This window comes from Methylocystis parvus OBBP, assembly GCF_027571405.1.
Lineage (GTDB): Bacteria > Pseudomonadota > Alphaproteobacteria > Rhizobiales > Beijerinckiaceae > Methylocystis > Methylocystis parva.
In genome coordinates, this window is sequence record NZ_CP092968.1 from 3,325,358 (window position 1) to 3,337,896 (window position 12,539).

Below are 12,539 nucleotides of genomic sequence, written 5' to 3' on the forward strand. Positions count from 1 at the left end.
GCTGCAGCAGATCATCATCGCGATCCACCTGATGGTGGTGACCGCGCTCGTCATTCTCGTTCTTTATCAAAAGTCCGAGGGCGGCGCGCTCGGCATGGGCGGCAGCGGCGTCTTCACCGGCCGCGGCCAGGCCAATGCGCTCACCCGCGCCACCGGCATTCTCGCGACCATCTTCTTCCTCACCAGCATCGCCCTCACCGTGCTCCCGGCCTGGGAGCGCCGCGCCGCCGGCGGCGACGACTGGACCAAGGCGATCGACCAGAACGACATCAAGCTCAAGGAGATCAAGCCGGGCGAGAAGGAGCCGGAGGCCGGCAAGGACACGGTTTTCGACCAGCTCCAGCGCGCCCAGCAAAAACGCCAGCAGGGCGTGACCGGCGCCTCTCCGGCGGAAGAGAAGCCGGCCCTGCGCCCGTCGCAGGAGCCGCCCAAGGCCGAGGCCGAAGCCCCCAAATCCGAGGCTCCCAAAACCGAGGCGCCGAAGTCTGAGGCTCCCAAGTTCGACGCTCCCAAATTGGACGCTCCGAAGGCCGAGGCGCCGAAATCCGAACCTGCGATGGAAGCGCCCAAAGCCGAAGCCCCGAAGGCGGAAGCGCCCAAATTCGAGGCTCCCGCCGCAGAGGCTCCCAAGCTCGACGCCCAGAAGCCCGACGCCGTGAAGCCTGAGGCCGTCAAGCCGGCTGAGGCGCCGAAGGCCGCGCCGGCCGCCCCGCCGACGCAGTGGAAATCCCCCGCGCAATAAGCGCGGTCCGTCACACGCCCGACAAAGAAATCCGCTGGGGAAGAGTGCTTCCCCGGCGCAAATTGGCGCTATCAAAACCCAGCGAAAGGCGTTAGGCGTTAAGCCCCATGGCGCGCTACATCTTCATCACCGGCGGCGTGGTTTCCTCACTTGGCAAGGGTCTCGCGTCGGCGGTTCTCGGCGCGCTCCTGCAGGCGCGCGGCTACACCGTCCGGCTCCGCAAGCTCGACCCCTATCTCAACATCGATCCGGGCACGATGTCGCCCTATCAGCATGGCGAGGTCTTCGTCACCGATGACGGCGCCGAGACGGATCTCGACCTCGGCCATTACGAGCGCTTCACCGGCCGTCCCGCCACGAAGCAGGACAATGTCACCACCGGCCGCATCTATCAGGACATCATCAACAAGGAGCGGCGCGGCGACTATCTCGGCGCGACCATCCAGGTCATTCCGCACGTCACCAACGCCATCAAGGAGTTCATCCTCGAGGGCAATGACAATGTCGATTTCGCGCTGATCGAGATCGGCGGCACGGTCGGCGACATTGAAGGTCTGCCCTTCTTCGAGGCCATCCGCCAGATCAAATACGACCTGCCGCAGAATCACGCGATCTATATCCACCTCACGCTGCTGCCCTATATTCCGAGCGCGGGCGAGCTGAAGACCAAGCCCACGCAGCATTCGGTGAAGGAGCTGCGCTCCATCGGCATTCAGCCCGATATTCTTCTCTGCCGCACGGATCGTGAAATTCCGCGCGAGGAGCGCCGCAAGCTCGGCCTCTTCTGCAATGTGCGCGAACAGGCGGTGATCGAGGCGCGCGACGCCGCGAATATCTACGACGTGCCGCGCGCCTATCATGCGGCGGGTCTCGACGCGCAGGTGCTCGCCGCCTTCGGCATCGAGCCCGCGCCCAAGCCTGATATGAGCCGCTGGAACGCGGTGACGCAGCGCATCCTCAATCCCGAGGGCGAGGTCACCATCGCGGTCGTCGGCAAATATACCGAGATGAAGGACGCCTATAAGAGCCTCATCGAGGCCCTGGCGCATGGCGGCATCGCCAACCGCGTGAAGGTCAATCTCGACTGGATCGAGTCCGAGATTTTTGAGGGCGGCGACCCGGCCGCGCATCTCGAACATGTGCACGGCATTCTCGTGCCGGGCGGCTTCGGCCAGCGCGGCGCCGAGGGCAAGATTCTCGCGGCGCGCTTCGCGCGTGAGCGCGGCGTGCCCTATTTCGGCATCTGCTTCGGCATGCAGATGGCGGTGATCGAGGCCGCCCGCGCCCTCGCCGGAATCGACAAGGCCAACTCCACCGAATTCGGTCCCTGCGAGGAGCCGGTGGTCGGCCTCATGACCGAATGGCTCAAGGGCAACGATCTCGAAAAGCGCGCCGCTGGCGGCGATTTAGGGGGCACGATGCGCCTCGGCGCCTATCAGGCGCTCTTGAAGCCGGGTTCGCGCATCGCGCAGATTTACGGCAAGACCGAAATCTCCGAGCGCCATCGCCACCGCTATGAGGTGAATTTCGAATATCGCGAGCGGCTGGAAAGCTGCGGGCTGCTGTTCGCCGGCTCCTCGCCCGATGGACTGCTGCCCGAGACGGTCGAAATCCCCGACCACCCCTGGTTCGTCGGCGTGCAATATCACCCCGAGCTGAAGTCGCGGCCCTTCGAGCCGCATCCGTTGTTCGCCAGCTTCATTGCGGCGGCGAAGGCGCAGAGCCGGTTGGTTTAGTCCTCTCCGCGTCATGACCGGGCTTGACCCGGCCATCCCGCCGCCATGCCCGGCGCAAGGCCGGGCATGGCGGACGAACAGGGCCGGGGCGTCCCGGATTTCCCTTATCGCCTCGTGCCGGAAATGGCGGCGAGGGTTTTCATGTCGTTTTGCGAGATTCGCGTGATGCGACTGTCGCTCGCGTCGCGGGACATTGCCTGTTCTCCGTGGCGGGCAAAGTGTCGGCGCTCGTCACATGACGACGGCGTGAATGCGCGTCGCCGACCGCATAAGCCATAAAATTAGGCCTCTACATCGGCCTCTCGACTCCCGCGAAGCGAATGTGCGATTGCAGACATATGGACAAATTCGAGCGGCCCCGCTGAGCGTGGACAAGGCCGCCTGTTGGCTGGGAGAGAAATGTGAAGCCCGATACAAAAACCCTGCTCCTCACCGCGGCCGTCATCTGGGCGGCGGGCGGCGGCGCGTATTTCGTCGGCAATTCCCTGAACGAAAGGTTCCCCAAGGCGGCTCATGAAAGCGCTGGCGAAGAGCATGCGCCGGCCAAGCCCGCCGCCGCCGAGGCGCAATCCGCGCCGGCCGTCCAGCCGGCGCCGGCTCCCGTCGTCGCCGCTCCGGCTCCCGCCGCAGAACCCGCCCCCGTTCCTGCGGCCGCGTCTGCTGATGACGAGTTGCTCACGTTGCAGAAGGACGCCAGGCAGTGGGCGTTGCCGACGGGCGACTACGCGAATCTGCGCCATTCGGGGCTGAAGCAGATCACGGCGGAGAATGTTGGGAAGCTTGCTCCTGCGTGGCAGTTCTCGACGGGCGTCCTGCGCGGCCATGAAGGCGCGCCGCTGGTCTTGAACAACGTCTCGGTCATGGATTCGTCGGGCAAGACGCTGACGACGGACGTGATGTATCTGCATACGCCGTTCCCGAACATCGTCTATGCGCTCGACGCGAAGGACCCGGCGCATCAGATCCTGTGGAAATATGAGCCCAAGCAGGACCCGTCGGTGGTTCCGGTGATGTGCTGCGACACGGTCAATCGCGGCCTCGCCTATGGCGACGGCAAGATCTTCCTGGCGCAGGCCGACACGACGCTGATCGCGCTCGACGCCAAGACCGGCAAGCTGGTCTGGTCGGTGAAGAACGGCGATCCGTCCAAGGGCCAGACCTCGACGGCCGCCCCGCATGTGTTCAAGGACAAGGTGCTCGTCGGCATCGCCGGCGGCGAGTTCGGCGTGCGCGGCCACATCACGGCCTATTCGGTCAAGGACGGCAAGCTGGTCTGGCGCGGCTACTCCATGGGCCCCGACGCCGACACGCTGATCGAGCCGGGCAAGACCACGCATCTCGGCAAGCCGGTCGAGAAGGACTCAGGCATCACGACCTGGGAAGGCGATCAGTGGCAGACGGGCGGCGGCACGACCTGGGGCTGGTACAGCTACGATCCGGAGCTGAACCAGATTTTCTACGGCTCGGGCAACCCCTCGACCTGGAACCCCAATCAGCGTCCGGGCGACAATCGCTGGTCGATGACGCTTTGGTCGCGCGACCTCGACACCGGCAAGGCGAAGTGGGTCTACCAGATGACGCCCCATGACGAGTGGGACTATGACGGCATCAACGAGGTGATCCTCGCCGACCAGGACATTGGCGGCAAGAAGGTGAAGACGGCGGTCCATTTCGACCGCAACGGCTTCGCCTATACGCTGGACCGCACCAATGGCGAGCTGCTGGTGGCGGAGAAGTATGATCCGGCGGTGAACTGGGCGACGAAGGTCGACATGGACAAGTCGTCCAAGACCTATGGGCGTCCGCTGGTGGTCGACAAATATTCGACGCAGCACAATGGCGAGGACACGAACACCCAGAACGTCTGCCCGGCCGCTCTCGGCTCGAAGGACGAACAGCCTGCGACGTTCGATCCGGCGACGCAGCTGTTCCTCGTTCCGACGAACCATGTGTGCATGGACTATGAGCCGTTCCGCGTGTCTTACACGGCGGGCCAGCCCTATGTCGGCGCGACGCTGGAAATGTTCCCGGCGGGCAAGGTTCTGGGCGACGGCACGAACCATACGGGCAACTTCATCGCCTGGGACGCCAAGACGGGGAAGATCGTCTGGTCGAACAAGGAGCAGTTCTCGGCTTGGTCCGGCGCGGTGTCGACGGATGGCGGGGTGACCTTCTACGGGACGCTTGAGGGCTATCTGAAGGCGGTCGATTCGAAGACGGGCAAGGAGCTTTACAAGTATAAGACGCCGTCGGGCATCATCGGCAATGTGATGACCTATGAGTCGGCCGGCAAGCAGTATGTGGCGGTTCTGTCGGGCGTCGGCGGCTGGGCGGGCATCGGCCTGGCGGCGGGCTTGTCGAAGTCCAACGAAGGCCTGGGCGCCGTCGGCAACTACGCCTCGCTCGCCAACTACACCGCCCTCGGCGGCGTGCTGACCGTCTTCGGGTTGCAGGAGTAATCCGCAGGAACCGCAAGAAGGCGCGCGTTGCTTTGTGACGCGCGCCATGCCGCGGAATGCTGACGAAACAAAAACGCCCGGCGCATTGGACCGGGCGTTTTTAATTTTGCAATCGAGCTGAAAGCGGCGCCTCTCACTCCGCGGCCAGCACCTGCGGCGGCGGGAAGGCGATTTCGATCAGCGTGCCTTCATTCTTGCGGCTCCTGATCGTGAAGCTGGCATGGTTCGCTTCGATCAGCGCCTTGGTGAGCGGCAGGCCCAATCCCGTGCCGCGCACGCTGCGCGAGGTCGCCACCTGCTTGAAGGGCTCCAGCGCCGTCGCGACTTCATCTTCCGACATGCCGATGCCGGTGTCCTTCACGCGGATCACGACATAGCCGGCGTCGGTGAGCGCGGAAGAGACGATGACCTGTCCGCCGGGCTCGCTGAATTTCATCGCGTTGGAGAGCAAGTTCAGCAAAATCTGCTTCAGCGAACGCTGGTCGGCGCGGATCGGCGGCAGGCGGTCGGCGAGCGCGAGGCGCATCACGACCTTCGCCTGATTGGCCTGCGTCTGCATGATCGACGCGCATTCGGCGATGACGGCGTTGGCGTCGACGCGGTCGAATTCGAGCTCCATCTTTCCCGCCTCGATCTTGGAGAGATCGAGCAGGTCGTTGACGAGCGAGAGGACATGCGCGCCCGAGGAATGCACGTCCTTGAGATAGTCCTTGTAACGCTCGGAGCCGATGGGGCCGAAGCGCTCCTCCATCATCACTTCCGCGAAGCCGATAATGGCGTTGAGCGGCGTGCGGATCTCGTGGCTGATGCGCGCGAGAAAGTCGGACTTCGCCGCATTGGCCTGTTCGGCGGCGTCGCGCGCGGCGGCGAGTTCGTCATGACGCTCGTCGGCGTCCGGCGCGCGCAGGCTGACGCAGAGTTTTTGCGCGGGGCCGAGGCGACGCAAGGTCGCTTCATAGGGACGTCCGCCGATGCGCGCATCGAGGCGCAGCGCTTCTCCCGTTTCCGCCGCGCGGCCGAGGCGCGCGGCGAAAGCGCGCTCGTCCTCCAGCGCGAAGAGCGAGGAAAAGGGCAGGCCGTCAAAGGCGCCTTTCTCGGCGTCGAACAACGCCGCGAAAGCGCCCGTGGCGCTCTCGATGCGGCGATTGTCGTCGATGAGCGCGACGGCGACGCCGCTCGTCTCCAAAATGGCGCGCAGCAGGCTGTTGTCGGCGCGAACGCGCGCCAGTTTTTCGTCGCGCTCGCGGGCCAGCGCAAGCGCGCTTTCTTCTGGCCCGGGCGGACGATTGCGATTGCGCCGCAGCGTCACCAAAGTCGCAGGCGCGCCCTCCCAATCGACCGTCTGCAAATGGACGTCGACGTCCAGCGCCTCGCCGCCGCTCGCCTGCACGGCCGCGGCGCGGGCGCCCGGATCGCTAAGCGGCCGGCCGAAGAACATGCGCGCCAGCCCGCCATCGGCCTCGAAGCCCGCAAGGTCGTCATAGCCGAGATAGTCGAGCAGGGTGCGATTGGCGAAAAGCGTCTGCGCCCCGCGCGCGATGAGCAGGCCGACGGGCAGGCGGTCGAGCAGTCCTGCGGCCGCCGCCGGGAGGAATGCGGCCGGGGCGAGGGGCGCGGTCGTTGCGAGGGACAGGGGCGGGCGCTCTTCGGCCGCGCCGGCGCCGGCCAGCGCGCCGAGCTGCGCGGCGACGTCGTCGAGCGACGCGGCGGCGGGGACCTCTTCCGTTTCGGGGCGTTCCGCGCTCCCCATCCCGGGCTCGATCTGCTCCGGCGCGGCGGCGACCGCCTCTTCTCGGACAGAATCGGACGCTGCGCTGGACGCGCCGCCATTCGTTACGCCGCCTGCGCGCAGGGCGCGAGCTATTTCTTCAAAGTTGAGTTTTTCGGCGGAGGTCAGCGGCTCGGCGGAGACCTCGTCCTCCGACGACGCAGCCTCCTGCCTTTGCTGGGGCGGCGGCCGCAACGGCACGACATTGGCGGCGGCGAAGCGCTCCGGCGCGGCCGGAGCCAAAGCCGGCGGCGGCGCCTCGGTCAGCGCGGGCGGCGCGGCATAGGCCGCGCGGTCGAGATGGATGACGCCATAGCCCTGAAAGCCGGCGAAGCGCCGGTCGGCGTCCATAGTCGGAAGGGCGCCGAGCGTCACCGGGACCCGCGCGCCCTCATCCGCGAGCGGCCACGCCGCCGAGACGCCTTTCCAGCTCTTCTGCGACGCGATCGCCTGAGCGAAGGCCGGGTCGAGGCCGAGCGCCGCCGCGACGAACGCAACCTCGCGGCCGAGTATGTCGGCGTTCGCTTCCCCCACGACGTCCGCCAGCACATGGGTCGCGTCCGTGAAGCGGCCGGCGGCGTCGGTTTTCCAGAGGAATCGTGCGGCGCGAGCGCCGTGGCGTTCGGCGAGACGCGCGCGCAGGGCCTCGGTCGCGGCCATCGGGTCGAAAGGCGCGGGCGCGTCGGCTGGCGGGGCGATCCGCGCGATCTCCGCCTCGCGCCTTCCTTCGCGCTCGGGCGCGCTCAGAGACGCCGGACGCACGCCGAGCGCCGCAATGACGAAACAGGCCGGGCCGTCTCTCTCGATCAGCTTGCGACAGAGGATGGTGATGGTCTGCGGCGCGTCGGCAAGTTCGAAGCGCAGCCGCTCGAGCCGCAGCGCCGCCCCATGGCGGACCGACTCGACGAGTTCCGCGAGACGCCTGGCGCCTGGCTCGTCGCTGAAAAAGAGCCGCGCCGCCAGCGCCTCCTTGTCGGCGCCGAAAACCGCGCGGGCGGCGGCGTTCAGGAAAACGATTTTAAGAGGGTCGCCCGAGGCGGCGACGATGGGCGCGCCGGAGGCGTCGAGGGCCGAGAAAGCGGGATCAGCCGCGATGCGGCTGGCGGCGATGTCGCCCCCATCGATCTCTGCCTCGAAACTACTCATGACGCTTGCCGCCCTTGCGACGGAGACGAACGCCGGTCCCGCGCGCCGCTCGCGCCGGAGCCGGCGCAATATGGCTAGCGCCCGAGCCCGGGCTTTAACGCAAACTTAATCCTACCCGGGCGGCCGGTCTATCCGGGTCGCCGAGTTTTCCGCGCTATTTCCGCCATGTCGTCGTTGAATGACGCGCCGCACAATTTATATTGCAATGCAGCAAAGTTTCGGGCAAAGTCCGCCTCGCCCGCCGGTCGCGTCCGGTCGGCCGCGCCGGCGCGTCATCGTCCCTTCAAGCTGAGGACGAATGTTGAGGGAGCGACGGCGTCCGCAACAGGAGACATCCATGGTTGATCCAATTTATCAGGTGCCCAACGAAGTTCGCGATTTCGCTGAAAAAAGCGTCGAGCAGGCGCGCAAGGCTTTTGAAGGCTTCGCCGGCGCGGCGCATAAGGCGCTGACTTCCGCGCCCGACCTTCCCATCGTCCCCGGCGCCAAGGATGTCGGCACGAAGGCGCTGTCTTTCGCCGAAGCCAATGTCAATGCGGCGTTCGACCTCGCGCAGAAGCTCGTAAAGGCGAAGGACCCGCAGGAAGTTTTCCAGCTGCAGGCCGAATATGTGAAGTCGCAGCTCTCCGCCATCCAGGAGCAGACCAAGGAGCTCGGCGCCGCGATCCAGAAATCCACGACCCTGAAGTCCTGATCGTCCGCGATTCCCGATCACCCGCAACCGAGGAGCGGTAGCATGGCGACGAAAAGCACAGGTGGTAGCCCAAGCAATTCCGTCGACGCCCAGCAGGACATCCCTGCCGAGGCGCCGGCGGAAACGACGCCCGCCGTAGACGTCCCCGTCGCGCCAGTCGTCGCCGCCGAGATCGCTGCGCCGGAACCGGTCGGCGTCGACGCCGCGGCCGAGCCGGTCGCGGAGATCGTCGACATCGTCTCGGCGCCGCTCGCGCTCGTCGAGAAAGCGGTCGAATCGGCGACGGAAGGCTTCGCGGCCTCCTTTTCCTTCGACTCCTCGCAATGGTCGAAGAAATCGCTCGATCTGTGGGCGGAGAACGCCGCGGCGTTTTTCGATCTCGCCGAGCAGGTCTCGAAGGCCCAGAGCCTCGAGGAAATCGTCGATCTTCAGTCGCGTTTCGCCAAGGAGCGCGTCGAGGCTTTCATCCGTCAGTCGAAGGAGTTGATGGATTTCGCGAAAAGCGTGGCGGCGTTCACCGCGTCGCCGCTCTGCGCCGCGGGGAAGGCCGCCTGAGGCTCCCGACGTTTCGATTGAACGAGCGCTGGCGTCCACACGGGCGCCGGCGCTTTTTTTACAGGGTCGCCGCGATAAGCGCCCGGAGGGCCGGCGTCGCCTCCGGCATGGTTCCGGTCCAGTCGCGAAAGGCCGGCCGCGCCTGATGCAGAAGCATGCCGAGCCCGTCGACCGACGTCGCGCCCATGCGGCGGGCGGCGGTGAGGAGCGGCGTCTCCAGGGGCGCATAGACGATGTCCGCGACCACGGCCGAGGACGGCAGGGCGGCGAGCGACAGATCGAGCGGCTCCTGCCCGATCATGCCTTGGCTCGTCGTATTGACGAGCAGTCCCGCGCCGGCGAGCCCCTCATGGCGCTCTTCCCATGGATAGGCCGAGACCGGCGCGCCGAAATCCGCGGCGAGACGATCCGCCCGGTCGCGCGTGCGGTTGAAAAGGCGGATTTCCTGCGCCCCCGCCTCGATGAGGCCCGAGACGATCGCGCGGGCGCCGCCCCCGGCCCCGATGATCACGCAAGCGCCCTCCGCCGCCCGCCAGCGCGGCGCCCCTTCGTGAAGCGACGCGACGAAGCCGTATCCGTCGTAATTGCGGCCTGTGAGCGCGCCGTCCTTGCTGACGACGACGCAGTTCACCGCGCCGATGCGCCCGGCGGCGGGATCGACGAAGTCAAGAAAATTGAGCGCCTTTTCCTTGTGGGGGATGGTGAGATTGCAGCCCGAAAAGCCCAGCGCCGGGAGAGCGCGCAAAGCCGCTTCGAGCCTTCCCGGCTCGACCGGGAGCGGAACATAGGTCCCTTCGATCCCATATTGCGCGAACCAGTGATTATGGATCTTGGGACTGCGCGAATGGGCGATGGGCCAGCCCATGACGCCGGCGAGGATAAAGCGGTGGTGCAGGGACATCGGGCCTCCCTTGGCGCGTCGCGGCGCAGACAATCACGATTCCCCGCCGAATAATAGCCATGAACCCGCCTTGCGCGCGAGGGCGACGACAGGTCTTTGCGGCAGGTCTTTGCGGCCCTGCGGAATCATGTCATCCATAGGCGAGAGGCCGGGGCGCGACGCCCGGCGGGAGAGACCGGATGGACGCGGCGCGCAACCGCAGGCTCGACGCCCTTCTCGAAGACGCAGAACAATCCATCGCCGAACATTGGGAGCGTTGCCGCGACAGCGGCGTGGCCGGCGCCACGCGGGAGGCGACGGAACGCGTGGACGCCCGCATCCGGCAATATTTCAAGACGCTGAAGAGCCTGCCCGCCGGCGGGCCGGATGAAAAGATCGTCGCCGCGCTTCGCAGCCTCTATGACGATCTGATGCGCATCGACGCCGAGACGGGCGGCGGCTTTCTGGAGGAGGCCGAGCGCGACCTTCTGGAGCCGCTCGTCCTCAACGCCGCCGAAGCGGCCGGTCTCGACCCGAATAAGTTTCCCCGCCGCGAGCCGGCGGGGACGAAGCTCGATTTCAGCGCGGCGCGAGAGCGCTGAACAGCGCGTCGTCCTCATTGACGCAAGCATTGCCGGTCGTCAGCAGCTTCTCGCCGTAGAAGATCGAATTCGCGCCGGCGACGAGGCAGAGAATCTGCGCTTCCTGCGTCAGGAAAGACCGGCCTGCCGACAACCGGACGCGCGCGCGCGGCGTCACGATGCGGGTCGTCGCGATCATGCGCACGAGGTCGAGAGGCTCCACCTTTTGCCGCTGCGCGAGCGGCGTGCCTTCGACGGGGACGAGCGTGTTGATCGGCACGCTTTCGGGATGCGGATCGAAGGAGGCCAGCACCTGCAGCATGCCCGCGCGGTCGCGCACGCTCTCGCCCATGCCGATAATGCCGCCGCAGCACATTTCGAGCCCCGCGCCGCGCACCGCCTTCAGCGTGTCGAGACGGTCCTGATAGGTGCGCGTCGTGATGATGTCGCCGTAAAATTCCGGTCCGGTGTCGAGATTGTGATTATAGGCGGTGAGGCCCGCCTCGACGAGGCGCTTCGCCTGTCCGTCGTCGATCATGCCGAGCGTGACGCAGGCTTCCATGCCCAGTTCGCGCACGCCGCGCACCATGTCGACGACCGCGTCGAAGCGCTTGTCCCTGGGCGCCGAGCGCCAGGCGGCGCCCATGCAGAATCGGTCGGCCCCGGCGTCCTTCGCGGTCCGCGCGGCCGCGAGCACCTCGTCAGTTGACAGTAGGTCCACGCGATCGAGCTTCACCTCGCGATGATGCGCCGATTGCGGGCAATAGGAGCAATCTTCCGGGCAGCCGCCGGTCTTGATCGAAAGCAGCGCCGCCTTCTGCACGTCATTGACGTCATGATAGCGGCGATGGACGGCGTTGGCCTGGGCGATCAGATCGAGCAGCGGCAGATTATGGACGCCGACGATCTCCTCGACCGTCCAGTCGTGGCGGATGTTGAAGTCTGCGGGCGCATTCATTTCGCGGCTCCCTTGCGGTTCTGCGAGCGGGCGGCGAGCTTGCGCTCGGGCCCGGCGGCGGTTTCCACGCCTTTTCCCGTCAGGGTCATGAAGGCCACATAGAGCGCTGCGACCACGTCGAAGCCCACCGTCGCCATAACGAAGGGCGCGGGCGCGAAATCCCGCCCGGCGCCGAGATAATGCTCATAAAGGGTCCAGGCGGCGTGAAGCGCGAAGCCGGCGGTCACGAACCAGGGCGATCCGACGATCGACATGCCGGCGAGCGTGCCGAAAAAGGCGACGGCCGTCATCTCGAAGCCGACCCAGGTTTCGGAGTTCTGCGCGCGGAGCGCGAAGCCGACATAAAGAAAGCAGACGGCGATGAGCGCATAGGCGCCGAGCAGCGACGGCCGCGTCTTCGACCAGCGGGCGAGAACGACGAGCCCGACGGCGAAGAGCGCTCCGAGCCCCGAAAAGATGACGATTTCCACAGTGTCGAGCATGGCGTGACCGGTTTTCCCGCAAAGATGCGGGCGATGGAGGATGTTCAAGCCGCGGGAGGTCTATAAGCGGGGCGGGGGTTTGGAACAAGGGGCGCGTCCGCGCCCCCGGCGGCTCGCCAAATCGGCCGCCGGCGCCTTGCCAAATTGACGGCGGCGCCGCAATTTCCGTCGGCTTGCGCGGGGGATGAGCTCTTGCGTCCGACGATCGTGAGGCCGCCCGTGATCAGAATCGCCGCAATTGGCGTTGCGCTCTCTCTAAGTTGGGTCGCCCCGGCGCTCGCGGTCAACACCTGGGCGGGCAGCACCGCCGAGGAGATGGCGGAGGAGCAGGACGTCTGCGCGCCGGACGCTTACAAATTCTGCGGCGGAAACACGATCTTTATTTTCGAAATGGAGAACTGCCTGAAGGGCCATATGGGCCAGCTCTCCAAGCCGTGCCGCGCGCAGCTCTCGCCGACCAATTTCAAGAAATATTATCAGGAAGAGTGGCGCCCCTTTGACTGAAGCCGCGCTGCGGGGCGGATCTGACGTCCTTTCA

At 66.2% G+C, this 12,539-nt stretch carries 10 protein-coding genes and 1 pseudogene; 7 read left to right on the forward strand and 4 right to left on the reverse strand.

Annotation, left to right across the window (positions count from 1 at the left end; translation table 11 throughout):
• Window position 1: 1 nt before the first annotated feature.
• The 3 genes and pseudogenes from secG to MMG94_RS16200 all read left to right on the forward strand — a co-directional run.
• Window positions 2-223 (forward strand): annotated as a pseudogene (gene secG, locus MMG94_RS22280) (preprotein translocase subunit SecG); the annotation flags it as partial.
• A 626-nt stretch (window positions 224-849) separates the two neighbouring features.
• Complete coding sequence (locus MMG94_RS16195) at window positions 850-2,478, forward strand: CTP synthase (RefSeq protein WP_016920426.1); 1,629 nt, start codon at window positions 850-852, stop codon at window positions 2,476-2,478.
• Between the two features lie 401 nt (window positions 2,479-2,879).
• Complete coding sequence (locus MMG94_RS16200; protein ID WP_270109843.1) at window positions 2,880-4,937, forward strand: methanol/ethanol family PQQ-dependent dehydrogenase; 2,058 nt, start codon at window positions 2,880-2,882, stop codon at window positions 4,935-4,937.
• Window positions 4,938-5,070: 133 nt separating this feature from the next.
• Here MMG94_RS16200 and MMG94_RS16205 read toward each other — a convergent pair whose 3' ends face one another.
• The gene (locus MMG94_RS16205; RefSeq protein ID WP_026016360.1) at window positions 5,071-7,851 is read right to left on the reverse strand and encodes a PAS domain-containing sensor histidine kinase; all 2,781 of its coding nucleotides are present in this window, start codon (window positions 7,849-7,851) and stop codon (window positions 5,071-5,073) included.
• Window positions 7,852-8,188: 337 nt separating this feature from the next.
• Here MMG94_RS16205 and MMG94_RS16210 point away from each other — a divergent pair, with 337 nt between their 5' ends.
• Both MMG94_RS16210 and MMG94_RS16215 read left to right on the forward strand, forming a co-directional pair.
• Window positions 8,189-8,545: a phasin gene (locus MMG94_RS16210; RefSeq protein ID WP_016920665.1), complete on the forward strand. Its 357-nt coding sequence runs from the start codon at window positions 8,189-8,191 to the stop codon at window positions 8,543-8,545.
• A 42-nt stretch (window positions 8,546-8,587) separates the two neighbouring features.
• Window positions 8,588-9,100, forward strand: coding sequence for a phasin family protein (locus tag MMG94_RS16215; RefSeq protein ID WP_016920664.1), 513 nt, complete (start codon window positions 8,588-8,590; stop codon window positions 9,098-9,100).
• A 58-nt stretch (window positions 9,101-9,158) separates the two neighbouring features.
• Here MMG94_RS16215 and MMG94_RS16220 read toward each other — a convergent pair whose 3' ends face one another.
• Complete coding sequence (locus MMG94_RS16220) at window positions 9,159-10,001, reverse strand: shikimate dehydrogenase (RefSeq protein WP_016920663.1); 843 nt, start codon at window positions 9,999-10,001, stop codon at window positions 9,159-9,161.
• 179 nt (window positions 10,002-10,180) lie between these two features.
• Here MMG94_RS16220 and MMG94_RS16225 point away from each other — a divergent pair, with 179 nt between their 5' ends.
• Complete coding sequence (locus MMG94_RS16225) at window positions 10,181-10,582, forward strand: hypothetical protein (RefSeq protein ID WP_016920661.1); 402 nt, start codon at window positions 10,181-10,183, stop codon at window positions 10,580-10,582.
• On the opposite strand, the gene bioB is transcribed toward MMG94_RS16225, so the two are convergent.
• Window positions 10,560-11,519, reverse strand: coding sequence for a biotin synthase BioB (bioB, locus tag MMG94_RS16230; protein ID WP_016920660.1), 960 nt, complete (start codon window positions 11,517-11,519; stop codon window positions 10,560-10,562). The two genes, MMG94_RS16225 and bioB, sit on opposite strands and share 23 nt — an antisense overlap.
• On the reverse strand, window positions 11,516-12,049 hold the full coding sequence (locus MMG94_RS16235; RefSeq protein WP_154419664.1) for a PTS sugar transporter subunit IIA: 534 nt from the start codon (window positions 12,047-12,049) through the stop codon (window positions 11,516-11,518). Before MMG94_RS16235 ends, bioB begins: the two co-directional genes overlap by 4 nt.
• A 144-nt stretch (window positions 12,050-12,193) precedes the next feature.
• Here MMG94_RS16235 and MMG94_RS16240 point away from each other — a divergent pair, with 144 nt between their 5' ends.
• Window positions 12,194-12,505 carry a hypothetical protein gene (locus tag MMG94_RS16240; protein WP_154419663.1) on the forward strand — a complete coding sequence of 104 codons (312 nt, stop codon included), beginning with the start codon at window positions 12,194-12,196 and terminating at the stop codon, window positions 12,503-12,505.
• Window positions 12,506-12,539: the final 34 nt, after the last annotated feature.

What these genes read in the sequence shown, in the direction of transcription:
- bioB (WP_016920660.1), bottom strand. Translation starts at nt 11,519, where the DNA reads ATGAATGCGCCCGCAGACTTCAACATCCGCCACGACTGGACGGTCGAG.
- MMG94_RS16225 (WP_016920661.1), top strand. Translation starts at nt 10,181, where the DNA reads ATGGACGCGGCGCGCAACCGCAGGCTCGACGCCCTTCTCGAAGACGCA.
- MMG94_RS16195 (WP_016920426.1), top strand. Translation starts at nt 850, where the DNA reads ATGGCGCGCTACATCTTCATCACCGGCGGCGTGGTTTCCTCACTTGGC.
- MMG94_RS16205 (WP_026016360.1), bottom strand. Translation starts at nt 7,851, where the DNA reads ATGAGTAGTTTCGAGGCAGAGATCGATGGGGGCGACATCGCCGCCAGC.
- MMG94_RS16220 (WP_016920663.1), bottom strand. Translation starts at nt 10,001, where the DNA reads ATGTCCCTGCACCACCGCTTTATCCTCGCCGGCGTCATGGGCTGGCCC.
- MMG94_RS16215 (WP_016920664.1), top strand. Translation starts at nt 8,588, where the DNA reads ATGGCGACGAAAAGCACAGGTGGTAGCCCAAGCAATTCCGTCGACGCC.
- MMG94_RS16210 (WP_016920665.1), top strand. Translation starts at nt 8,189, where the DNA reads ATGGTTGATCCAATTTATCAGGTGCCCAACGAAGTTCGCGATTTCGCT.